The 22,411-nt window shown below is 71.9% G+C and carries 24 protein-coding genes; 13 read left to right on the top strand and 11 right to left on the bottom strand.

From position 1 onward, the window contains the following. The first annotated feature begins 4 nt into the window (after positions 1-4). Positions 5-2,092, top strand: coding sequence for a SpoIIE family protein phosphatase (locus OG753_RS18730; RefSeq protein ID WP_405789270.1), 2,088 nt, complete (start codon positions 5-7; stop codon positions 2,090-2,092). Positions 2,093-2,163: 71 nt separating this feature from the next. Next, positions 2,164-2,331 (top strand): hypothetical protein, encoded by a 168-nt coding sequence (locus OG753_RS18725; RefSeq protein ID WP_158780874.1) that lies wholly within the window; start codon positions 2,164-2,166, stop codon positions 2,329-2,331. A 41-nt stretch (positions 2,332-2,372) separates the two neighbouring features. Here OG753_RS18725 and OG753_RS18720 read toward each other — a convergent pair whose 3' ends face one another. Continuing rightward, entirely contained in the window at positions 2,373-2,813 is a 441-nt protein-coding gene (locus tag OG753_RS18720; protein WP_327262907.1) for a DUF6299 family protein, read from the bottom strand. 155 nt (positions 2,814-2,968) lie between these two features. Between OG753_RS18720 and OG753_RS18715 the strand changes: the two genes are divergently transcribed. Further along, positions 2,969-3,559 carry a hypothetical protein gene (locus OG753_RS18715; RefSeq protein WP_405789269.1) on the top strand — a complete coding sequence of 197 codons (591 nt, stop codon included), beginning with the start codon at positions 2,969-2,971 and terminating at the stop codon, positions 3,557-3,559. 56 nt (positions 3,560-3,615) lie between these two features. Next, positions 3,616-4,110 (top strand): DUF5949 family protein, encoded by a 495-nt coding sequence (locus OG753_RS18710; protein WP_052872786.1) that lies wholly within the window; start codon positions 3,616-3,618, stop codon positions 4,108-4,110. Between the two features lie 84 nt (positions 4,111-4,194). On the opposite strand, the gene OG753_RS18705 is transcribed toward OG753_RS18710, so the two are convergent. Both OG753_RS18705 and OG753_RS18700 read right to left on the bottom strand, forming a co-directional pair. Continuing rightward, entirely contained in the window at positions 4,195-5,448 is a 1,254-nt protein-coding gene (locus OG753_RS18705) for a cytochrome P450 (RefSeq protein WP_327262905.1), read from the bottom strand. Between the two features lie 151 nt (positions 5,449-5,599). Further along, the gene (locus OG753_RS18700; protein WP_405789267.1) at positions 5,600-6,760 is read right to left on the bottom strand and encodes a low temperature requirement protein A; all 1,161 of its coding nucleotides are present in this window, start codon (positions 6,758-6,760) and stop codon (positions 5,600-5,602) included. A gap of 253 nt (positions 6,761-7,013) precedes the next feature. Here OG753_RS18700 and OG753_RS18695 point away from each other — a divergent pair, with 253 nt between their 5' ends. The 9 genes from OG753_RS18695 (at position 7,014) to OG753_RS18655 (ending at position 14,916) form a co-directional block, all read left to right on the top strand. Then, complete coding sequence (locus OG753_RS18695; RefSeq protein WP_327262903.1) at positions 7,014-7,403, top strand: GntR family transcriptional regulator; 390 nt, start codon at positions 7,014-7,016, stop codon at positions 7,401-7,403. Beyond that, positions 7,400-8,299, top strand: a complete 900-nt coding sequence (locus OG753_RS18690) for an ABC transporter ATP-binding protein (protein ID WP_327262902.1) — start codon at positions 7,400-7,402, stop codon at positions 8,297-8,299. The genes OG753_RS18695 and OG753_RS18690 overlap by 4 nt, the downstream gene beginning before the upstream one ends. Beyond that, the gene (locus OG753_RS18685) at positions 8,296-9,228 is read left to right on the top strand and encodes an ABC transporter permease subunit (protein WP_405789266.1); all 933 of its coding nucleotides are present in this window, start codon (positions 8,296-8,298) and stop codon (positions 9,226-9,228) included. Before OG753_RS18690 ends, OG753_RS18685 begins: the two co-directional genes overlap by 4 nt. 204 nt (positions 9,229-9,432) lie before the next feature. Next, positions 9,433-10,575, top strand: coding sequence for an MFS transporter (locus tag OG753_RS18680; protein WP_405789265.1), 1,143 nt, complete (start codon positions 9,433-9,435; stop codon positions 10,573-10,575). Continuing rightward, positions 10,572-12,890 carry a molybdopterin oxidoreductase family protein gene (locus OG753_RS18675; protein WP_405789264.1) on the top strand — a complete coding sequence of 773 codons (2,319 nt, stop codon included), beginning with the start codon at positions 10,572-10,574 and terminating at the stop codon, positions 12,888-12,890. Before OG753_RS18680 ends, OG753_RS18675 begins: the two co-directional genes overlap by 4 nt. Before the next feature lie 6 nt (positions 12,891-12,896). After that, a complete protein-coding gene (locus tag OG753_RS18670; protein WP_327262898.1) occupies positions 12,897-13,496 on the top strand; it encodes a 4Fe-4S dicluster domain-containing protein in 600 nt (199 codons plus the stop codon). Further along, the gene (locus OG753_RS18665; protein ID WP_405789263.1) at positions 13,493-14,158 is read left to right on the top strand and encodes a ubiquinol-cytochrome c reductase iron-sulfur subunit; all 666 of its coding nucleotides are present in this window, start codon (positions 13,493-13,495) and stop codon (positions 14,156-14,158) included. Before OG753_RS18670 ends, OG753_RS18665 begins: the two co-directional genes overlap by 4 nt. Beyond that, positions 14,155-14,523: a hypothetical protein gene (locus tag OG753_RS18660; protein ID WP_327262896.1), complete on the top strand. Its 369-nt coding sequence runs from the start codon at positions 14,155-14,157 to the stop codon at positions 14,521-14,523. The genes OG753_RS18665 and OG753_RS18660 overlap by 4 nt, the downstream gene beginning before the upstream one ends. 180 nt (positions 14,524-14,703) lie before the next feature. Beyond that, complete coding sequence (locus OG753_RS18655) at positions 14,704-14,916, top strand: hypothetical protein (protein ID WP_405789261.1); 213 nt, start codon at positions 14,704-14,706, stop codon at positions 14,914-14,916. Between the two features lie 22 nt (positions 14,917-14,938). On the opposite strand, the gene mscL is transcribed toward OG753_RS18655, so the two are convergent. The 8 genes from mscL to OG753_RS18615 all read right to left on the bottom strand — a co-directional run bounded on the left by mscL (position 14,939) and on the right by OG753_RS18615 (position 22,271). Beyond that, entirely contained in the window at positions 14,939-15,433 is a 495-nt protein-coding gene (gene mscL / locus OG753_RS18650; protein ID WP_401278588.1) for a large conductance mechanosensitive channel protein MscL, read from the bottom strand. A 120-nt stretch (positions 15,434-15,553) separates the two neighbouring features. After that, the gene (locus OG753_RS18645) at positions 15,554-15,964 is read right to left on the bottom strand and encodes a hypothetical protein (RefSeq protein WP_401278585.1); all 411 of its coding nucleotides are present in this window, start codon (positions 15,962-15,964) and stop codon (positions 15,554-15,556) included. Positions 15,965-16,289: 325 nt separating this feature from the next. After that, the gene (gene pyrF / locus OG753_RS18640; RefSeq protein WP_327262892.1) at positions 16,290-16,997 is read right to left on the bottom strand and encodes an orotidine-5'-phosphate decarboxylase; all 708 of its coding nucleotides are present in this window, start codon (positions 16,995-16,997) and stop codon (positions 16,290-16,292) included. After that, entirely contained in the window at positions 16,994-17,572 is a 579-nt protein-coding gene (locus tag OG753_RS18635) for a carboxymuconolactone decarboxylase family protein (RefSeq protein ID WP_405789258.1), read from the bottom strand. Before OG753_RS18635 ends, pyrF begins: the two co-directional genes overlap by 4 nt. Positions 17,573-17,759: 187 nt before the next feature. Next, positions 17,760-18,593, bottom strand: a complete 834-nt coding sequence (locus tag OG753_RS18630; RefSeq protein ID WP_327262890.1) for an S-methyl-5'-thioadenosine phosphorylase — start codon at positions 18,591-18,593, stop codon at positions 17,760-17,762. 74 nt (positions 18,594-18,667) lie between these two features. Further along, positions 18,668-18,982, bottom strand: a complete 315-nt coding sequence (locus tag OG753_RS18625; protein WP_405789256.1) for an FmdB family zinc ribbon protein — start codon at positions 18,980-18,982, stop codon at positions 18,668-18,670. A gap of 67 nt (positions 18,983-19,049) precedes the next feature. Next, a complete protein-coding gene (locus OG753_RS18620) occupies positions 19,050-20,444 on the bottom strand; it encodes an MFS transporter (protein ID WP_405789254.1) in 1,395 nt (464 codons plus the stop codon). Between the two features lie 366 nt (positions 20,445-20,810). After that, positions 20,811-22,271, bottom strand: a complete 1,461-nt coding sequence (locus OG753_RS18615) for a potassium/proton antiporter (protein WP_405792713.1) — start codon at positions 22,269-22,271, stop codon at positions 20,811-20,813. Positions 22,272-22,411: the final 140 nt, after the last annotated feature.

The following is a 22,411-nucleotide window of genomic DNA, read 5'->3' as shown; positions in this document are numbered from 1 at the left end:
GAACGTGGCAGCGGCGGAACGCGACGGACCCGAGCCGGTCCGGCCGTCCCCGGTGACCGTGCCGGGCGAGCGGTTCGCGCTCAACGGCATGGGCAGCCTCGAATGGGACCTGGGTGCCGGGTCGGTGGTGCTGGACGAGTCCGCCCTGGAGGTCCTGGACCTGGGGCCGGAGGAGTTCGACGGCACCGTGTCCGGTCTCGGACTGCGCATCCCGCCCGAGGACGCGGGCCGGCTCGGCGAGATCATCGACGGGGTCCTGGCGGGCGGCGGGGACACCTACGGCGCGTACTTCATGGTGCAGCGCCGCGACGGGCGCGACCAGTGGACGCACACCTCGGGCCGGGTGCTCCGGGACGGCGAGGGGCAGCCGGAGCGGATCGTGGGGATCGTCCGGGACGCGACGGCGGAGCTGGCCCACGCGACGCTGCTGCGCAAGCTGGAGGCGGCGCGCGCCCAGCAGGCGACGATCGTGCAGCGGACCACGGAGGCCCTGTCGCGGGCGGTGACGGTCGACGACGTCACGGCCGCGCTGACCGGGGCGGGCGCGCTGGAGCGGCTGGGTGCGGACGGGCTGGCCCTGGGGCTGGTCGAGGGCGGCACCATCAAGATCATCGCGCTGAGCGGGGAGTCGCTGGAGATCCTCAGCGAGCGGCGGTTCACCCGGCTGGACGGTTCGCTGCCGCTCTCGCACACGGTGCTCACCCGGCAGGCACGTTTCGTCACCTCGCTCACCGAGCTCGGCGGCGAGTTCCCGCTCCTCGCGGACTACCTGCACCGGATCCGGTTCGACGCGGCGGCCTATCTGCCGCTGATCGCGCAGGCCAAGGCCATCGGCGGGCTGGTCCTCTTCTACCGGCAGCGCACCGAGTTCAGCCCGGAGGAGCGCAACCTCTGCCTGGGCCTCGCCGGCATCGTGGCCCAGTCCCTCCAGCGGGCGCTCCTCTTCGACCAGGAGCGGGAGTTCGCGACCGGGCTGCAGGCCTCCATGCTGCCGCGCCGGATCCCGGAGATCAGCGGCGGGGAGATCGCGGTCCGCTACCACGCCGCCTGGAGCGGCCGGGAGGTCGGCGGTGACTGGTACGACGTGATCGCGCTGCCCCGCGACCGCGTCGGCGTCGTGGTGGGCGACGTCCAGGGCCACGACACGCACGCGGCCGCCATCATGGGCCAGCTGCGGATCGCGCTGCGGGCGTACGCGGGGGAGGGCCATCCCCCGTCCACCGTGCTGGCCCGGGCCTCGCGCTTCCTCGCCGAACTGGACACGGAACGCTTCGCCACCTGCATGTACGCACAGGTGGACCTGGAGACCGGAGGCGTACGGGCGGTCCGCGCGGGCCACCTCGGGCCGTTGATCCGGCACACGGACGGGCGTACGGGCTGGCCCAATGTGCGCGGCGGCCTGCCGCTCGGGCTGGCTTCGTTCTTCGAGCACGAGGAGTTCCCCGAGACCCGGCTCGACCTGGTCCCCGGGGAGACGATGGTGCTGTGCACGGACGGCCTGGTGGAGGAGCCGGGCACCACCATCACCGCCGGGATGGACGCCCTCGCCCAGGCGGTGCGCAGCGGCCCCCAGGGCGCCGGGGCGCTCGCCGACCACCTCTCGGACCGGCTCTGGGAGCGCTGGGGATCCGGGGACGACGTGGCCCTGCTGGTGCTGCGCCGGGCCCCCGACCCGGGCACCCACCGGGCGCCGCGCATCCACCAGTACGTCCACCAGGCCGACCCGGAGGGCCTGTCCGAGGCCCGCTATGCCCTGCGCCAGGCCCTGCGCGACTGGGGCATGCCGGAACTCGCCGACGATGTGGAGGTGGCAGCCGGGGAACTGCTGGTCAACGCCCTGCTGCACACCGACGGCGGGGCGGTGCTGACGATGGAGGTGCTGCCGGAGCCGGTCCGGCGGATCCGGCTGTGGGTCAAGGACCGCTCCAGCGTGTGGCCGCGCCGGCGCTCCCCGGGCGAGGCGGCCACCACGGGGCGCGGGCTGCTGCTGGTGGACGCGCTTGCCACGCACTGGGGCGTGGAGTCCCGCGGCGACGGCAAGGCCGTGTGGTGCGAGTTCGACGCCGGCGGCAGCCCCCGGAGCGCGGGGTGACCGGCCGGTCACCCCGGGTTGTGGGGCGCCGGGGGCGGGGCGATGATGCGAGCCATGGAACGGATCGTGTTGTGCGCGGGCTGACCAAGGCCGCCGTGACGGGCGCCCTGGCCGTGCTGCTGCTCGTGGCCGGGGTGCCGGCCGTTGTCGACTGGGCGACGGGGCGGCCGCACGCGGACCCCGCGTGCCAGTCGGTGGCCTTCATGTCGATGACGGACGTCGCTCCCGACTGCCGGTAGCGGCGGCCACCGGACGGGCGCGTGCCGGGTTCCCGCACCGCTCAGTGCCTGCGGATCTCGACGTCCTGCCGGTCCTGGGCGACGGTGGCGACCGACTTGGGCATCAGGCCGGAGAGCCGGACCTCCTGGAGCTCCGCGGTGACCACCGCGCGGCCCGGGCGCACGTTCACGAAGGCGCCCGGCGCGTTGGCGACCCAGCGCCGCTCCTGGCCGTCGCAGACGATCTGCTCCGCGCCGATGCTCAGCCGGCCGCCGTCACCCTGCGCGAGGGTCGCCTTGATCTGCATCGCCCCCATGGGTGACGCCTGCTCGCAGTGGTACATCCCGGAAAGGGTGACGGAGCCGTCCTCGGCGACGTAGGCGTCGTGGTGCACGGAAATCGCCTGATTGAAAACGGTGGCGCCGGCGGGGGCGGTGAAGAGCGTGCTGGCGGCCAGGGCGGAGAAGGCCGTCAGGGTCATTCGGCGGGCGGAGATGCGCATTCTTCCTCCAGATGGTGCGGGCGGCGGGATTCCGCCGGAACGCATTGTGCTGGCAGCCGGGCGTACGCACTTGCTCCGTGCGCTCGTGTCGTTGTGCCCAATTTCCTGTCCGGGGGCGTGAAACTGGCCGCAATACGTCCCCGAAGGGATCTTGCATGCGCCAGCCCGCCCTCCCCGCCCTCGCCCTGCTCCCGCTCCTGCTGTTCGGTGCCGCCGCCTGCCAGAGCGCTCCCGAGGGAGACGCGCTCGCTCCCGCCGCAGCGCCCGCGATCCCGGTGGACGACGGGGCGCCGCCGGGCGCTGCGGGGGCCGAACCCGGGCGGCCCGGGGTGAAGGATGCCCATGTGGGTGACCCCGTACGGGTGCACGGCAGGCAGGTCGGACGGCACCTGCAGGTCGACCTCGGGGCGTTCGTGGACCCTGCGGTCAGCGTGGAGAAGAACTTCGTCCCGCCCGCCGGGAAGCGCTGGGTGGCCGCCTCGATGTCGTTCGTCAACGTGGGCGGAGCCTCGTACGGGGCGCTCGGACGCATGTGGGCGCACGACAGCGCGGGGCAGCGTCACCCGGTGGTGAAGACCGGCGAGCTGACGACCGGCAAACCGATCGTTTTTGATTCCCTGGAGGTCGGTGAGCGGGCCGAGGGGTGGGTGGTGTTCGAAATTCCGGAAAGCGCGCGCATTGTGCGGCTGGAGTACCAGGACGCGAACATGCAGACGAATTCCGGAGAGGGATTCTGGGCCGTCTAGCCCGCCCGGGTGAAGGGCCGTGAAAGGCCCGGCAGCGGGACCACTAGGGTGCGCGCATGACTTCTACTCAAGCCGAAATCGACCGGTCCCAGCTCGGCACTCTTTCGGTGCTCGCCTGGATCGGAGACCCCGAAGAGGCGCACGACATCCCCTACCTCCTCGCCTACACCCTGGGTGACGGACCGCAGGGCCGGGAGGCCGGGGAGGCGGCGGCCCGCGGACTGCTGGAGGAGATCGGCCTGCCCATCGGCGACGTGGTCATGGACGGCACCCTCAAGGCGGCCACCTTCCCCGTGCAGATCCTGCTGGAGGGCAACCAGATCGCGCTCACCCTGCCCGGGATGAACGCGCGCTGCACCGCCCCCGACGAGTGGGTGGCCGCGGCGGACGAGAGCGGGCAGGCGTACTTCCTCTTCGCCACCCGCGCCTGGCCGGAGGCGGTCCCGGGCCGGCCGGTCGCGCCGGAGACCCTGCAGGCCTTCGCGGGCGACGAGTCGGTGCTCACCAGCAGCGCCCACTGCGTGCTCGCCGTGCGGCGCGTGCAGCGGTAGCCAGGGGGCCGGGCGCCACCACCCGCTCCGGCCGCCGGGCTCCCAGCCTGCCCGGTGGCCGGTCTCCCGGCCGGCTCCGCGCCGTCAGGGCCGCTCGAAGGCGAACTTCAGCGAGCGGACCCGGTTGTCGAAGTTCGACCCCGCCAGGTCGGGCAGCCCCACGGCCCGCAGCCCGACCGGCCGGGTGAGCAGTTCGCGGAAGAGGGCCTTCATCTCCACCCGGGCCAGGTGCGCGCCCAGGCAGAAGTGCGGGCCGCCGCCGCCGAACCCCAGGTGCGGATTGGGCGATCGGGTGATGACGAAGGCATCGGGGTCGGGGAAGACCGCCTCGTCGCGGTTGGCGGAGGCGTAGTACAGGACCACCTTGTCGCCCGGCCGGAACACGTGCCCGTCCATCGTGTGTTCGGCGGCCACCGTTCGGCGGAACTGGATGATCGGCGTCGAGTGGCGGATCATCTCGTCCACCGCGCCGTCCGCGTACTTCTCGAAGTCCGAGAGCAGCAGGTCCCGCTGGTCCGCATGGTCGGTCAGCAGGGTCAGGCCGTGGGTGATGGCGTTGCGGGTGGTCTCCACCCCCGCGACCATCAACAGCGAGAAGAAGGCGCCGAGCTGGCGGGCCCCGAGGGCCTGGCCGTCGACGTTCGCGCAGACCAGCGCCGAGATCAGGTCGTCGGTGGGGTTCTTGCGCCGCTCCCGCCCGATGCCCGCCACCATCCGCTGCATACGGGCGAGCGCACGCAGCCCGCGCCCCGGCATCCGCAGCCGGGAGGCCAGGCCCCGCTCCACGCCGATGTTCTCGGAGGCGTGGTTGACGCGGTCGGCGATCTCGGCGCGGTAGTGCTCCGGGATGCCCATCATGTTGCAGATGACCTCCAGGGGCAGCCGGGAGGCCACGGCGGAGACGAACTCGTCGGGCTGCTCATCCAGTACGTCGTCCACGATGCGGGCGGCCACGGCGTGGATGTCCTCCTCGGCGGCCGCCAGAAGGCGGGGCGTGAAGGCGCGCTGGACGATCTTGCGCAGCTGGGCGTGGTCGGGGCCGTCCAGATTGACCATCGAGTCCCCGAAGAGGGCCCTGACCCAGCGGGCCGGCTCGGGGGTGGTGACCCCGGGGGCGCTGGCGAAGACCTTGGGGAGGCGGCTGGCCTCCTGCACCTGGGCGTGGCGTACGAGGGCCCAGTGGCCGGGGCCGCTCCCTTCGGGGACGAGCACCGGGCCGTCGGCGGCGCGCAGCCGGGCGAAGGCGGCGAGGCGGTGGGCGGGGGGCTGCTGCCAGAAGCCTGGCTCGGCCAGCTCCCTGCCGGGGTCGGTGCCGTGGCGTTGTGCCGGGAGTGTCATGGCAGGGCCTCCAGTCGGTGCGCGTCGTTCTGCGCTGGAGAACGGCGGCGGGGGCGCGGGAGTGACGGTTCGGCGGGTTCGGGGTGCGGTGCGCGCGGTGCGCGGTGCGGGGTGGGCGGTGCGCGGGCGCGCGGGAGGAACGAGGAGGGAGTCAGGCGGCGGAGGCGGCCCCGGACCGTGTGGAGAGGAGCAGGCCGGCCGTCACCGTCAGCACCCCGACCAGACCCGCCCACAGCACGGCGTGGGTGCCCGTCCAGGTGCAGGCGAGCGTCACGAGGGCCGACACCGGCAGGACCAGCTGCTGGGCGGGGCCGCGCTTGAAGTGGCGGGAGTGCAGCAGCCACACCATCAGCAGGAACAGCGCGGTCGGGACCATGACGGAGGCGTTCGCGGCGACCTGGGAGATGTGCGCCTTGCCGACCGCGTGCTCGACGGCGACCTCGATGCCGGCGCCGATCGCCGCGCCCGAGGCGAAGATCAGCAGGTGCCCGTAGCCCCACGGGATGGCCTCGCGGTTGGACCTCAGGTGCTCGTGCATCGGTACGGCGAAGTAGATCCACCACGCGGCGAAGACGATCAGCAGACCGCCCGCGGCGATGGGCAGCAGCCGGTCCAGCGCCTCGTGTTCGTCGATCCCGGACTTGACGGCCACCGTGGCCGCGGCGATCGTCTCGCCGAGCACGATGATGGTGAACAGGCCGTACCGCTCCACGATGTGGTGCGCGTGCCAGGGCGTCTGGTGCCCGCGCTCGGCGATGACCGGAACCGCCAGCTCGGCGACGAGCAGGACGAGGAACGTCCAGCGCTTGAGGTCGTCGGGGACGAACAGCAGGCCGATCCAGCCCAGCTGACAGATCACCAGCCCGGCCGCGTACTTCAGCGCTGCCGCCCGGGCCTCGCCCTGTTCCCCGGAGGCGGCCCGCAGCCACTGGGCCGTCAGGGCGACGCGCATGATGATGTAGCCGGTGACGGCGACCGCCCAGTCGTTGTCGTCGAAGGCCCGGCTCACCCCGGCCGCGTACACGAGCACGCCCGCGATCTGCATGAGCGTCGCGATCCGGTACGGGACGTCGTCCACGTCGTACGCCGAGGCGAACCAGGTGAAGTTCATCCAGGCCCACCACACGCCGAAGAAGACGAAGAAGTAGCCGACGACCCCGGCGCCGGGATGGCCCTCCGCGAGCGAGTGCACCAGCCGGGCGCCCGCCTGCGCGATGGCGACGACGAAGCAGAGGTCGAAGAACAGCTCCAGCGGGGTGGCGGCCCGGTGGAGCTCGCCGGGGCTGCGGGCGGTCATGGGGGAGTAGGCCATACCGGCCAGGAGACCAGAGGCGAAGACCTCCGGCCGGCCGGACGCGCTGCCCGCGGGGCCCGTGTGCCCCGGGCGGATGCGCGGGAACACCGGCCGCCCGGCGGACTCCCGCCCGGGACGCCGCCCGCCCGCCACCGTGCCCCGCCAGGGGGGCGTGGGGGGCTCTTCCTGATCTTGTCGCCCGGATCGGTTGACAGGGGCGCCGCCCTGCACCACCCTTTCACTACTTACCTAGTGAAAGGGTGGTGTTGTCGTGCTCGCATACCGGATCGACCGTCGCAGCGGCATCGCCACGTACCTGCAGATCGTCCAGCAGACCAAGCAGGCTCTGCGCCTGGGGCTGCTGGAGCCCGGCGACAAACTGCCGACCGCACGCGAGGTCGTGGAAGCCACCGCCATCAACCCGAACACCGTCCTCAAGGCGTACCGCGAGCTGGAGCGCGAAGGGCTCGTCGAGGCCAGGCGGGGCCTCGGCACCTTCATCCGGAAGTCCCTGGGCGACGCCCGGACCGACTCTCCGCTGGCCGGTGAACTCGCCGACTGGGCGGGGCGGGCCCGGGAGGCCGGGATGGAACGGGACGACGTGGCCGCGCTCTTCGCATCCGTACTGGAACAACACTTCAAGGGGGACGGCGACTCATGACCGAACCGGTGATAGAGGCGCAGGGCCTCGGCCTGCGCTACGGACGCAGGGGAGGCTGGGCGCTGCGCGACTGCTCCTTCCGGCTCCCCGAGGGCCGGGTGTGCGCGCTCGTGGGTCCCAACGGCGCCGGAAAATCAACACTGCTGAGCATCGCGGCCGGGCTCGTGCAGCCCACGGAGGGCGCGCTCCGCACGGCGCCCCGCGAGGCAGTGGCGTACGTGGGCCAGGACAAGCCCCTCTACCCGCAGCTCACCGTCGCCGAGACCCTGCGCATGGGACGCGAGCTCAACCCCGGCCGCTGGGACGCGAAGGCGGCGGAGCGGATCGTGGAGGGTGGGGCGCTCGACCAGGGCGCCAGGGTCCGTACCCTCTCCGGCGGCCAGCGCACCCGGGTCGCCCTGGCCCTGGCCCTCGGCAAGCGCCCCGACCTGCTCCTGCTGGACGAGCCGATGGCCGACCTCGACCCGCTCGCCCGGCACCAGCTCATGGGCACCCTCATGGCCGACGCCGCCGAGCACGGCACCTCCGTCGTGATGTCCTCGCACATCCTCACGGAGCTGGAGGGCGCCTGCGACCACCTGCTGCTCGTCGACGGCGGCCGGGTCCGTCTCTCCGGCCCCATCGACGAGGTCCAGGCGGCCCATCTGCTGCTCACCGGCCCCGCCGCCGCTTCCGCCGAACTCGCCGCGCACACCGTCGTCGAGACCCGCGTCACCGGGCGCCTGCTCACCGCGCTCGTACGGCCGCGGGGAACCGTCGACAGCGGGACCTGGCAGACGACACGTCCCTTCCTGGAGGAACTCCTGCTCGCCCACCTGCGTTCGCCCGACGCGCCGGCCTTCGCCGCCGACGGGTCCCTCGACGGCTCCATCGGCACCGCAGGGGTGACGGCATGAGCCTGCCTGCACTGAAGGGCCCGTACTGGGTCACGGTCCGCCAGCACCGGCGCGTGCTGTGGGTGCTTCCCTCGGCCGCGGTCGCGGGCCTCGCCGCGGTGGTCGCCCTGCGCGTGTGGGCCGTGGACCCGGACGCCGACGGGGTGATGACGCAGACCCCGAACCACGCGTACAGCCTGCTGCGGATCTGTATGGAGTGGGCGGGCGGGGTACTGCTGTTCCTGCCGCTGCTGGTGGGGGCCTTCGTGGCCGGCCCGATGATCGCCCGTGAGCTGGAGAGCGGCACGTGGCGGCTCGCCCTCTCCCAGTCGATCACGGCGAGGGCCTGGCTCGGCGCGAAGGTCGTCGTGGCCGCGGCGGTCGCCGTGCTCGGTTCGGCCGCGCTGGCCGGGGTCTACCGCCTCGGCTGGTCCCGGGTGTACGGCTCCTACCAGTTCCACTGGGCCGATCGCGGACCGTACGAAGCGGGCGGCCCGGTGCTCATCGGCTACTGCCTGCTCGCCGTCGCCGTCGGAGCCCTCGTGGGGCAGCTGATCCGGCGCACCCTCGTCGCCATGGCGGTCACCGGCCTCCTCACCGGCCTGGTGCTGCTGTGCCTCGGTGCCCTGCGGTGGTCGCTCCTTTCCGTGGAGACCATTACCGGGCCCCTGTCCGAGAAACTGGCGGGGCGTATTCCCAGGTCGGCCATGCTGGTGGATTCGGGATACCTCACCGCCACGGGCGAACGCCTGCCCGGATACGTCTGCTTCCAGCGGACCCACAGCCTGCAGGACTGCCCCGTCGACCTGAACGTCATCGGCTGGTACACCGACTTCCACCCGATCTCGCACTACTGGCTGACGCAGCTCGTCGAAACCTCCATCGTGCTGGCCCTGGCCTCCGCCGCCCTCTACGCGGCCTTCCGGCTCGGGCGCGCCCGGCGCGGCTGAGCGGGTTCCCGCGGTCAAGGGCCCGGGCTCGTCCCGGGCCCTTGAGGGTCGGAGGTTCTCGCCGAGGCGAGGGAGAACGGCGGAGCGGGCGGCCGGGGCCGGGGAGATTTCCGAGGCGGGCGGCCCGGTGGTGTGACCCCGTTCGGCCCCATCGGAAATGCCTCATAGCGGGCTGAATACTCACAGATCACCTAGCGTGGGGCTGTGCCCGAGCCATCAGAAGCCCCCGCCGCGCCGAACCCTCCCTCCGGGGGCCCCGGCTCCGCCGAGGCCGCTGAGGGCCCGCCGGCCACGGCGCCGCCGGATCCCGGCCCGGGCAGCCGGCGGTCGGTCGCCGCCCGGGCCACCCTGGCCGGCACCGTCGTCTCCCTCCTGCTGGTCGCCGCGATCGTGCTGGGCAGCCGGATGCTGCGCGACTTCGACGCCGCGCTGCTGCCGTATGCCGTCGCCACCGTCTTCCTGGCCTTCGGCGTGGCCCACCGGTACACGGTCTGGGTCTCCGCGCCCGGCGCGCGCCGCCTCTTCAGAAAGGGGTTCGGCAGCCTCTTCTCGGCCGACAACTTCCGCCGGGCGCCCACCGCCCTGCCGAAGATGACCGCCACCTACCTCGGCCTCCAGAAGTTCCTCGGCGCCCGCTCGCGCGGCCGCTGGGCCGCCCACCAGCTCATCTTCTGGGGCTGCATCCTGGCGGCGCTCATCACCTTCCCGCTGACCTGGGGCTGGTTCACCTTCACCTCCGACAGCGGCTCCGGCCCCGGCTACGAGATGCGGATCTGGGGGTTCAAGGTCCTCGGCTTCGACTCGCTGGACATCGTGGGCCAGCTGATGTTCCACGGCCTGGACATCGCCGCCGTGCTGGTCATCCCCGGTGCCTCGTACTTCCTGTGGCGCAGGATGAAGGACCGGGGCGCCATCACCGGCCAGCGCTTCGCCTACGACCTGCTGCCACTGATCTGCCTGATCGTGATCTCCATGACGGGGCTGCTGCTGACCTTCTCGTCGATCTTCCTGCACGGCGGCGGCTACGAGTTCCTGGCCGTCCTGCACATGGTGTCGGTGGTGTTCACCCTCATCTACATCCCGTTCGGGAAGTTCTTCCACATCGTCCAGCGCCCGGCCGCGGTCGGCATGCAGCTGTTCAAGTACACGGCGCGGCAGGACGAGCAGGTCTTCGCCTGCAAGCGGTGCGGCGAGCCCGTCGACACCACCCCGTACGTGGAGAACCTGCGCGGCACGATGCAGGACCTGAAGCTCGACTTCAACGCCTTCGTCGAATACTGCCCGCGCTGCAAACGGGTACTGCGGGGCAACGCCTACCTGACCCAGGTCAAGAAGGGCTTCAAGTGACCGCGACGGAACCCGCCGGCCCCGTCCCGCTGCCCCTGGACCCTTCGATCGCCCCGCCCGGCACCCGCACCTTCCGCGACGCGGGCGGCATCCCCGCCGACCAGTGGCACGCCGACCAGAACGGCGAGACCCTCGTCCCCACCCACTGCTGCTTCTGCGGCGTGCAGTGCGGGATGTACCTGCGCGTGGACCGGGCCGGCAAGGTCTTCGGCGTGGAGCCCCGCAACCACGACATCAACCGGATGCGGCTGTGCCCCAAGGGCATCAACGCCTATCAGCAGGTCAACCACCCCGACCGGCTGACCGCGCCGCTCATGCGGCGCTCCCGGGACGAGGAGTTCCGCGAGGCATCCTGGGACGAGGCCCTCGACTTCACCGTCGCCGAGATCCGCCGCATCCAGGGGGCCCACGGCAACGACGCCTTCGGGCTGCTCGGCGGCGCCAGCCTGTACTCCGAGAAGACCTACCTGGTCGGCAAGTTCGCCCGGGTCGCGCTGAAGACCCGGCACGTCGACTACAACGGCCGCCTGTGCATGGTCAGCGCGGCGGGCGCCAACAAGCTCGCCTTCGGCATCGACCGGGCCGGCAACCCCTTCTCCGACATCCTCCTCACCGACTGCCTGCTGATCGCCGGGTCGAACGTGGGCGAGTGCTTCCCCGTGATGACCCAGTACGTCTGGGGAGCCCGCGACCGGGGCGCCTCGCTGATCGTCATCGACCCGCGCGAGACGGCCGTCGCCCGCACCGCCGACATCCACGTCGCCCTCAGGCCCGGCACCGACTCGGCCTTCTTCAACGCCGTGCTGAACGTGATCATCGCCGAGGGCCTGACCGACGAGCCCTACCTGGCGGCGCACACCACGGGCTGGGACGAGGTCCGGGAGGCCGTCCAGGGCTACCCGCCCTCCCGCGCGGCCGAGATCTGCGGCGTACCCGAGGAACAGATCGTCCGGGTCGCCCGCACCTTCGGACGCGCGGCCAAGGCCATGGCCTTCCACGCCCGCGGGGTGGAACACCACTCGCAGGGCGTCGAGAACTGCCTGTCCATCATCAACCTGTGCGTGGCCACCGGAAACCTCGGCAAACCGGGAGCCGGCTACGGCACCATCACCGGCCAGGGCAACGGTCAGGGCGGCCGCGAGCACGGCCAGAAGGCGGACCTCCTTCCCGGCGGCCGGTCCATCCTGAACGAGGAGCACCGCCGCCAGATCTCCCGGATCTGGGGCATCGAGGAGTCGGACCTCCCGCAAGCCGGCACCTCCATGATGGAGATGGTCTGGCAGATGAAACGGAGCGAGATCCGCGGTCTGATCGGCATCTGCAACAACCCCTTCGTGTCGCTCCCCAACTACCGGACGGTCAAGGAGGGCTACGACACCCTCGAATTCCACGCGCAGTTCGACTTCTTCCTCTCCGAGACCGCGGCCAACGCACACGTGGTCTTCCCGGTCACCGTGTGGGCGGAGGACGAGGGCGTCATGGCGAACACCGAGGCCCGCGTGGTCAAGCACAACAAGGCGCAGGAGCCCCCCGCCGGGGTGCGAACCGACACCTGGGTGATGTGCGAGCTCGCACGCCGGCTCGGAGCCGGTGACAAGTTCGCCTTCGCCGGCTCCCGCGAGGTGTTCGACGAGCTGCGCCTCGCCTCCGCCGGCACGGTCAACGACTACTTCGGGATCACCTACGAACGGCTGGAGGAGACCGGCGGAATCGCGTGGCCCTGCCCCTCCCTCGAACACCCGGGAACACCAAGGCTGTTCGAGGGCGGCCGGACCTACCACCCCGACGGCAAGGTCCACCTGCAGGTCGTCGAGTGGCACGCGCCCGTGGACCCCTACACCGAGGAGTACCCGCTCTCCCTCACCACCGGCCGCACCGTCGCGCACTTCCTCTCCGGCAACCAGACCCGCCGCCTGGGTGCCCTGGTCGAACAGACCCCGCGTCCCTGGGTGGAGGTCCACCCCTCGCACGGCTACCACAACGGCGACCCGGTGCGGGTGGTCACCCGGCGCGGCAGCGAGGTCTTCCCGGCCCTGGTCACCGAGGCCATCCGCCCGGACACGGTCTTCATCCCCTACCACTGGCCCGTACCGACGGCCGCGAACGCCCTGACCATCGACGCCCTCGACCCCCGCTCGAAGATCCCGGAGTACAAGGTGTGCGCCGCCCGGATCGAGCCCGCCGACCGCGTCGACGAGGTCCCCGCGCCTCCCACGGCCCCGGGCCACGAGGCCTACCCGGAGACCCAGGTCTCCCGTGCCGACCCCCTGCCCCCCACGTCCTCGCAGGGACGCGGCACGGCGGAGAGGAGCTGACCCGCCATGATGGGCCGCACGATCTTCATCGACCCGGGCCGCTGCATCGGCTGCCAGGCCTGCGTCTCGGCCTGCCGCGAATGCGACTCCCACCGAGGCAAGTCGATGATCCACCTGGACTACACCGAACCGGGCGTGTCCGTCGCCTCCCTTCCGACCGTCTGCATGCACTGCGAGGACCCGGTCGCCCCCTGCGCCGAGGTCTGTCCCGCCGACGCGATCCTGGTGACCGCCGACGGCGTGGTCCAGCAGGCCGACACCACCCGCTGCATCGGCTGCGCCAACTGCGTCAACGCCTGCCCCTTCGGCGTTCCCAAGATCGACCTCCAGGCGAAGCTCCAGATGAAGTGCAACCTCTGCTACGACCGCACCGCCTACGGCCTCGCCCCCATGTGCGCCACCGTCTGCCCCACCGGCGCGCTCTTCTACGGAACCCTCGAAGAGCTCCAGGCCGAGCGTCCCGGCGTCCAGGTGGCCGACTCCTTCGCCTTCGGCGACGTGATGGTCACGACCGGGGTGGCGATGGTCGTCCCCGCCGACAAGGTCCAGTGGCCCGTCCCCGGCGGGCTGCCCGTCGTAGAGGTGAATGGAGTCGACGTCCGATGAGCCTCACCGAACACCCCCCTCCCTCTCCCGGACCCGGTCCGCAGGCCGACGGCGACGACGCCGCCGAGCAGCTGCGCGAACGGATCAGCGCCGACTCCCTCACCACCCGCCGCGACTACCTGCGGATCGTCGCCACCGTCTCCGGCGGCCTGGCCGTCGGCGGCATCGGCGTCGCCGCCGGCATCCTGCACCGGCACGGCGACAGCGAGACACTGCCCGAGCCCCGGCTGGTCACCGACCAGCTGGCGCCCGGCCGGTCGGCGGCCTTCCGGTTCCCCGGCGACGAGGACCGGGCCCTCGCCGTGCGGCTGACCGACGGTTCCCTCGTCGGCTACTCCGCCGTCTGCACCCATCTGGCCTGCGCCGTGCTGTGGCGCGAGGACCGGGGCGCCGACGGGGAGCTGTACTGCCCTTGCCACGAGGGAGTCTTCGACGCCCGCACCGGAGAGGTGACCGCGGGCCCGCCGCCCCGTCCCCTCCCCAGGATCTTCCTGACCGAGCGGGCCGACGGCAGTGTCTGGGCCATCGCCACCGCCCGGTCGGGAGAGTCGGCCCGGGAGGCGCTCTGCCGGCAGTTCGGCGACTCCCGCCCCGCGGTGACCCGGCAGCTGGAGTGCCCGGGCGCGAACGGCGGCGCCAGGACCGAGCGGGGGCGGACATGAGCGGGGCACAGATCCCTCCGCGCCCGGACTACCGGCCGGGCAGTGCCAGGCCCCGGCTGAACCGTCCGGTGCGGGAGCGGTATCCGCAGATCCGCTCCACCAGCGGCTACGGAGACCCGCGGATCCGGCACACGGGCCCCGGCCCGGGAGCCGGCGGCGAGCAGGAGCCGGAGCGGTCCTCGAAGCTGAACGCCCGCCTGACCCTGGCCCTGACCGTCGTCGTCGGACAGCTCTGGGCGCTGACCGTCACCGTCAACGAGTGGATGAAGGGCGACGCGGGCACGGCCTGGTGGGGAGCGGGATTCCTGGTCCTGTCCTTCCTCGTCGTGATCGCACTGTGGCTGCTGGACCCGAAGGACCGATGACCCGGGTCATCGGCGACGCGAGCTCCGCCTCCCCGCGGGCGAACAACGGGTTTCCGCAGCCCGGAGGTACGGGAGGCCGGGGACAAGGGCGTCGCGGCGCGGGCGGAACCGAGGAGCCCGGCCGGGCCGGGCCGGGGACGAGGGCCGGGGCGGGGGCCGGGGCGGCCGTACCCTGGAGCTATGAGCAGCACCCCCGCCCCCGACCCGCAGCCCGCGACGCCCGCCACCGGGGCCGACAAGCCCCGGCCGAAGCCCAGGCTGGTCTTCGACGACCCGTTGGACCAGCAGTCCTCGGACGACACCGACCGAGGCTGGGGCGAGCGGCCGCCCGCCGGCGGAAGCACGGCCGACCTGGCCCGCTTCCTCGACGAGAAGCCCCCGCACCACATCTGACCGGCCGAGGCGGCCGGAGAGGTCAGAACTCGTCGCGTGAACCGGTGGGTGCCGAGCCGCCACCGCGCTGCGCGACGAGGGCGTCCCGGATCTCCTTGAGGACCTCCAGCTCGGTGATCTCCATCGTCTCCTGCACGCCCTGGCGAGCCTTGCGGCGGGCTTCCTGCTTGGCGAGGTACTTCGCCATCGGCAGCACCATGAGGAAGTAGACGACCGCCGCGGTGATCACGAAGGTCAGCGTCGCGTTCAGCACCGAGCCCCAGAGGATCTCGACACCCGTCGGCTGGCCGTTCGCGCCGATGCCGCAGGGGGCCTTGAGGCAGGACTTGTAGCCGTCCAGGCTCTGCGTGCCGACCGCGCCCACCACCGGGCCGATGATCCCCTTGACCACAGAGTTCACGATGTTCGTGAACGCGGCGCCGATGACCACGGCCACCGCCAGGTCGACCACGTTGCCGCGCATCAGGAAGGCCTTGAAGCCCGCCAGCACGCTCTCCTTCTTCTTCTCGCTCACCACTGAGCCTTTCTTCACATGTACCGAACACGGAGCCAACGGTTCCGAAAGCTACGGCAGTCCGGGCGCGGCGTGTCCAATCGGCCCCCATCTTGAGGTGACTTGACTGCTCGTGCGTACGAATCAACACAACGTCACCGCCAGTCGGGTCATGGCGCCGACCCCCACGAGAACCCGCGCGGTGTCCCGCGGCACGGACAGCACCACCAGCGCCCCGCCGTCCGCAACACCCTTCTCCGGATCGGGAACTTCGGCAACGCGAGCCCCCGCGGCCACCACCCGGGGCGGCCCGCTGCGTTCCGCCGCGACCACGTCCACCCGGTCCCCGGGCCGCAGCAGCCGCACCGTCGCCGCGTCCGCGATGCGCACCGGGGCCGACACCATCCGCACCACGGCCGGTGGAGCCGCACTCTGAGAAGCCCGCGCCGCGGGCGGCGCGCCGCCCCGCGAGGCCTGTGCCTCCGTCCCGCCCACCGCCAGGGCCGCCGCCACGACGGCCAGCGCGGCCGAGGCGGCCCGCCGCCTGCGGCGCACGGCCCGGCGCAGCCGGTCTCCGCCCCGCCCGACGCGAAGCGGCGGGAAGGGCGGGACAGGGCGCGCGGGCGGACATGCGGAAGAAGTCGAAGAGAGCGTTGAAGAAAAGGCCGAAGAGGGCGTCGAAGAGGGCGCCGAGGAGAGCGTCGAAGAGAGCGCCGAAGAGGCCGTCGGACAACGGGACATGACGAACACCACCAGACCGGGTGAGCTGCTGTGCCCGGACCCGTCGCCCGGACACCTCCCACGATCCGGCCCCCCGGAGAATCCCGCCGGGGCCTGTGGACAATCCCCAGCTTGTGGAAAACCCTGTCACCCGAAGGGGTCAGCCGCCCGCGCGTACCCGCCGCAGCGCGGCCACCGGGTCCGCGGCCCGGGCGATCGACCGGCCCACCACGACGTGCGAGGCCCCGGCCGCGAAGGCGGCCCGCGGCGTCCCCGGCCGGGCGTGCCCGCCCGCCGCGTCGTCCGGCCCCAGGGTCACCCCCGGCGTGACGATCAGCCGGTCCGGCCCCAGCAGTTCGCGCAGCGCCCCGGCCTCCCGCGGCGAGGCGATGACGCCGTCGCACCCCGCGCCCACCGCCAGCCGCGCCAGCCGCAGCACCTGCTCCTCGGTGTCCGCGGCGACGCCGATGTCCGCGAGGTCGCTCCCGGTCATGCTGGTGACCACCGTCAGCGCGAGCACCCGCAGCCGCGGGAACTCCCGCGCGGCCTCCACCGCCGCGGCCATGATCCCCGTACCGCCCATGCTGTGCACGGTCACCATGGAGGCGCCCAGGGAGCCTGCGGCCCGGACGGCGCCGGCGACGGAGTGGGGGATCTCGAAGAGCTTCAGGTCGAGGAAGACCTCGTGCCCGCGGCCGACGAGGTCCCGCGCGAGTGAGGGGCCTGCGGCGGTCAGCAGTTCCAGGCCGATCTTGTAGGAGCCGCACGCGTCGCCGAGGCGCTCGACCAGCGCCTCGGCGTCCCGGCGGTTGTCGAAGTCGAGGGCGACGATGACCCTGTGGTCGGCGAGGGGGAGGGTGGCGTTCACTCCGCCATTGTCGAGCCCACCGTCCGGCCGGGGACCTGGCAGGCCTCCGAGAAGCCCTGACTGGTCAGGCCGAAGGCGCTGTTGACGCGCGAGCGCCAGTTCTCCAGCGCGACCATCGCGGTGAGCTCGACGAACGCCTCCTCGCCGAGCCGTGCGATCAGCTCCCGCGCGAGCTCGTCCGTGACCGTCGGCTCGGTCTCCGTCATGGCCTCGGAGTACTCCATGACCAGCAGTTCCAGCTCGGTGAACACCTCAGGAGCCTCCCGCCACCGCGGCACCCACTCGATCTTCTCCGTCGGCACGCCCAGCTCGTGGCCCTCCCAGTAGCCGAAGTCCATGCACCACGAGCAGTTGATGCGGGACGCCGCGGCCATCACGGCAAGGTGCTTCAGCCCGGCGTCGAGCGCGTGCCACTTCGCCGCGCTCTGCTCCAGCCGGACGTAGGAGAAGAGCACGCGCGAGTGGTGCCCGTAGGCCTGCCCGGGGTCGAGCACCTTGCCGTAGGTGCGGCGCGAGTACCAGGCCCCGATGCGCATGAGGAGGGTGCGGGGCGGGGTGAGCGAGATACGCGGCATGACAGTCATCTCCCTGGCAGGGGCGGTCTTCGTGTTCCGCCTTCATGAGGGAGGACCGGACAGCCGCGCCGGATGTGACAGCCGCCAGGGGATTTTCCAGGGGTGTCTTGTCGATCGACAAGACACCCCTGAAGGCTGTCACCGACAATGCCGCCGGGGGCGCACCCGGATGGGGCTGCGGGAGGGGTTACGGAAGCTCGATGCCCAGGTCCCAGCCGTCGTGCGCGTGCGTGCACAGGCAGTCCCTGGCCTCCGTGGCCGGCAGGGCGGCCACCGCGTCGAAGAGCACGTCGCGCAGCCGGCCGACGTTCTCGCCGAACACCTTCAGGACCTCCGTGTGGGAGACGCCCTCACCGGTCTCCGCGCCTGCGTCCAGGTCCGTGACCAGGGCCATCGAGGTGTAGCAGAGCCCCAGCTCGCGGGCGAGCACCGCCTCCGGGTGCCCGGTCATGCCGACCACCGACCAGCCCGCCGCCGCGTGCCACCGCGACTCCGCGCGCGTCGAGAACCGCGGCCCCTCGATGACGACCATGGTGCCGCCGTCCACCGGCTCCCAGTCCCGCCCGCGGGCCGCCGCCAGCGCCACGGACCGGCCCACCGGGCAGTACGGGTCGGCGAAGGTGGTGTGCACGACGTTCGGAACGCTGCCGTCCGGCAGCGGCTCGCCGTCGAAGAAGGTCTGGGCACGGGACTTCGTACGGTCGACCAGCTGGTCGGGAACGAGCAGCGTGCCCGGCCCGTACTCGGCCCGCAGGCCGCCGACCGCGCACGGGCCCAGGACCTGGCGGACACCGACCGAGCGAAGGGCCCACAGGTTGGCCCGGTAATTGATCTTGTGTGGCGGGACGGTGTGACTGCGCCCGTGCCGGGGCAGGAAGGCCACCTGGCGCCCGCCCAGCTCGCCCATGTACAGGGAGTCGCTCGGGGGTCCGTACGGGGTCTCCACCTGGATCTCGGAGACGTCCTCCAGGAAGGAGTAGAAGCCCGATCCGCCGATGACACCGATCTCTGCGTTCACCATGCGGCCCACCCTAACGGGGCATGCCGAAGGCCCCGCTGCCCGGTCGGGGCGGGCGGGGCCTCAGGGAAAAGTGATCAGGCGGCCGACGTGGAGCTGCTGCTGCTCGACGAGCTCGACGACGTCGAGGAGGACGAGGCGGCAGGAGCGGCGGCAGCGGTCGACGTCGAGGAGCTGGACGACGGCTTCGAGGCGGGCGTGCTGCTCGACGACGCGCCACGGCTGTCGTTCCGGTAGAAACCGGAGCCCTTGAAGACGATGCCGACCGCGGAGAACACCTTCTTCAGGCGTCCGTCGCAGCTCGGGCACACGGTCAGTGCGTCATCGGTGAACTTCTGCACGGCCTCAAGGCCCTCACCGCACTCGGTGCACTGGTACTGGTAGGTCGGCACGAATTTCCTCCTGGCACTCTGACTCAATGAGTGCTAACGACGCTCCATGGTGACGTATTCCGGGCGATCAGTCCACCGTCACCGGCACGCGGTGACCCATCCCACGCTCGTTCACCCGGTTACGGGAGGCCGGTGCGGCGGTGGTGCGAGTGGTCGTCCGCCCCGTCGCCGGGGCCTTGGCCTGCGTCTTCGCCGGGGCCGCGGGCGCGGCCTCCTGCGCGGACGCGTTCACGATCCGGCTCGGGGCCTTCGGTGCCAGCTTCGCGCGCAGCGCCAGCAGCGCGGTCAGCGCGAGCGCGGTGGCGCCCATGGGCACCAGGAAGCCGAACGAGGATCCGTGCGCGTCCGTCAGGCGGCCGGCCAGGATGACCGCGACGGCCTGCCCGAAGGCGATCGAGCCGGTCAGCCAGGTGAAGGCCTCGGTCCGGGCATTGGCGGGGACCAGCTGCTCGACCATCGTGTAGCCGGTGATCAGCGCCGGGGCGATGAACAGGCCGACGACCAGGCCGAGCGCGCCCAGCAGGATCATCGAGTGCGCAGCCCACAGGACGGACGCGGCGGCGGTGAGGCCGATGTAGCCGAGGATGAGCCGGCGGCGCGGGCCGATCTTCCAGGCGATGGCGCCCATGGCGATGCCGGCGATCATGTTGCCCGCGGCGAAGACGCCGTAGAGCAGGCCGTTGGCGCCGGGGTTGCCGATCTCGTTGGAGAAGGCGGCGAGCGAGACCTGCATGCCGCCGAAGACGGCGCCGATCCCGAGGAAGGCGAAGATCAGGACGCGCAGGCCCGGGAAGGACAGCGCGAAGGCGCGCTTCTCGCCGGTGAGCGACGGGGCGTGCGTCTTGGGCTGGCTGGCTCGCTGGGCCGCGAAGAGCAGGCCGCCGAGCAGGGTCAGCGTGGCTTCGGTGACCAGGCCGGCCGCCGGGTGGACGCCGGTGCACAGCGCGGTGGCGAGGACCGGGCCGACGACGAAGGTGAACTCGTCGGTGACGGACTCGAAGGCGGCGGCCGTCGGCAGCAGCGGCGAACCCTCCAGCTTGGCGGCCCAGCGCGCCCGGACCATCGGACCGACCTGCGGCACCGAGGCGCCGGTGGGTACGGCGGCCAGCGCGAGCAGCCAGACCGGCGAGCCCGCCAGGGCGAGCGCGGCCAGGCCGGTGACGGCGGCGGAGTGCGCGAGGACCACGGGCAGCAGGACGGCGGTCTGGCCGAAGCGGTCGGTGAAGATGCCCATCAGCGGCGCGGACAGCGCCATGGAGATGCCGGTGACGGCGGCGACGACGCCGGCGCTGGCGTAGGAACCGGTGGTGTGCTGGACCAGCAGCAGGATGCTGATCGTCAGCATGCCGAAGGGGAGTCGTGCTGCGAAGCCGGGGAGTACGAAGCCGAGGGCGCCGGGAGTGCGCAGGAGCTGCCCGTATCCGGGGCGGGCGGACGTGTCGGTCGTGACCGCGGATGTCACGGCCTTGCCTTTCCGCTGCCTGGTAGAGCGTCCCCGTCTGCGGACGGTGCTTCGCCTTGTGAGCGACCGCACCCGTACATGTGGGAGCCCCGAGAGCTGTCCTCTTGCGCAGAACCGAGTGATACCTGGGCGCCCACTGCGGGTGGTGCCACGGCCGCTTTGCGGTCGCGCCAGCTCTGCGTCAGGCAGAGTTGGTTCGATCTGGTGTGCCTTCATCGTACAGGGAATTGCACTACCACGCCCTGTGAATTCGGTGACAAGGGGTGCCTTCACCTGGGATTAACGGCCGCTTCACGCGCAAAGAGCCCGGGAAAGCGGGCAAAGTCGGACATAGCTCAGCGAAATTGGCTGAATTAGAACGCCGCTCTAATGAGGAGCGGATCCGCCCGTACCAAGCCAGCCGGCCAGCTTGCCGCCCCGGGCCACCGCGCGCAGCCGCGCCTCCGCGGCGTCCCGGACCGGGTCCGTGGCCACCACGAGCAGCTCGTCCCCGTGCCGCAGCACCGTCGACGGCGCCGGTACGAAACTCTTCGCGTCCCGGACCACCAGCGTGACCGAGGCCCCCGGCGGCAGCCGCAGCTCGCTCACCTCGACGCCGTGCATCCGCGAGGCCGGCGGGATCGAGAAGGAGAGCAGGTGTCCGCGCAGTTTCTCCAGCGGCGCCGACTCGATCCCGAGGTCGGAGGCGCCCTCGTCCCCGTTGCCGAGGTTCAGCTTGCGCGCGAGCCAGGGCAGCGTCGGCCCCTGCACCAGGGTGTAGACGACGACCAGAACGAAGACGATGTTGAAGACCCGGTCGCTGCCCTCGATCCCGGACACCATCGGGATCGTCGCCAGAATGATGGGCACGGCTCCGCGCAGACCCGCCCACGACATCAGCACCTGCTCCTGCCAGGTGATCCGGAAGGGCAGCAGGCTGATGAAGACCTCCAGGGGCCGGGCCACCATCGTCAGCACCAGCCCGATGACCACGGCGGGCCAGAAGTCGCGGACCAGCTCGTGCGGGGTGACCAGCAGGCCCAGCAGCACGAACATGCCGATCTGCGCGATCCAGCCGAGCCCGTCGGCGAATCCGCGCGTGGCGGGCCAGTGCGGGAGCCGGGCGTTCCCGAGCACCATCGCCGCCAGGTACACCGCGAGGAAGCCGGAGCCGTGCGCGATCGCGCCGGCCGCGTACGCCACGATGGCGATGGCCATCACGGCGATCGGGTAGAGGCCGGAGGCGGGCAGCGCTACGTGCCGCAGGCCGTAGGCGCCCAGGAAGCCCACGGTCAGGCCGATCGCCATGCCGATCGCCAGCTCCAGGGCGATCTTGCCGATCAGGACGTACCACTCGTCCACCGGGCCGACGGTCGAGAAGGCCACGACGAGGATGACGACCGGGGCGTCGTTGAATCCGGACTCGGCCTCCAGGACGCCCGTGATCCGGGAAGGCAGCGGAACCTTGCGCAGCACGGAGAAGACCGCCGCGGCGTCGGTGGAGGAGACGACCGCGCCGATCAGCAGGGCCTGGCGCCATTCCAGCCCGACGAGGTAGTGCGCCCCCGCCGCCGTCACGCCCACGCTCACCGCGACGCCCACCAGTGAAAGCACGACCGCGGCCGGCAGGGCCGGCTTGATCTCTTTCCACTTCGTGCCCAGACCGCCCTCGGCGAGGATCACGACCAGCGCGGCATAGCCGATGACCTGGGTCAGCTCGGCATTGTCGAATACGACGTTGCCGATGCCGTCCTGGCCTATCGCGATGCCTATGCCGAGGTAGATGAGCAGGCTGGGGAGGCCGCTGCGTGAAGAGATGCGTACCGCCGCCACGGCGACGAGCAGCACGAGCGAGCAGACCAGCAAAAGCTCATTGAGCGTGTGGACAGTCAGCGGGCGGCCCTCCTCAATGCGCCCGGCGGATCGATCCTCCCGGCGACAAGTTCGGCAAGTAGTTCGTTACCTTACCTAATCTTTGACGCGCCCTT

The sequence above is a fragment of the Streptomyces sp. NBC_00029 genome (assembly GCF_045160505.1).
Taxonomy (GTDB): Bacteria; Actinomycetota; Actinomycetes; order Streptomycetales; family Streptomycetaceae; genus Streptomyces.
Note: the sequence above shows the minus strand (reverse complement) of the source record. Positions and strands in the feature narration are given on the sequence as shown.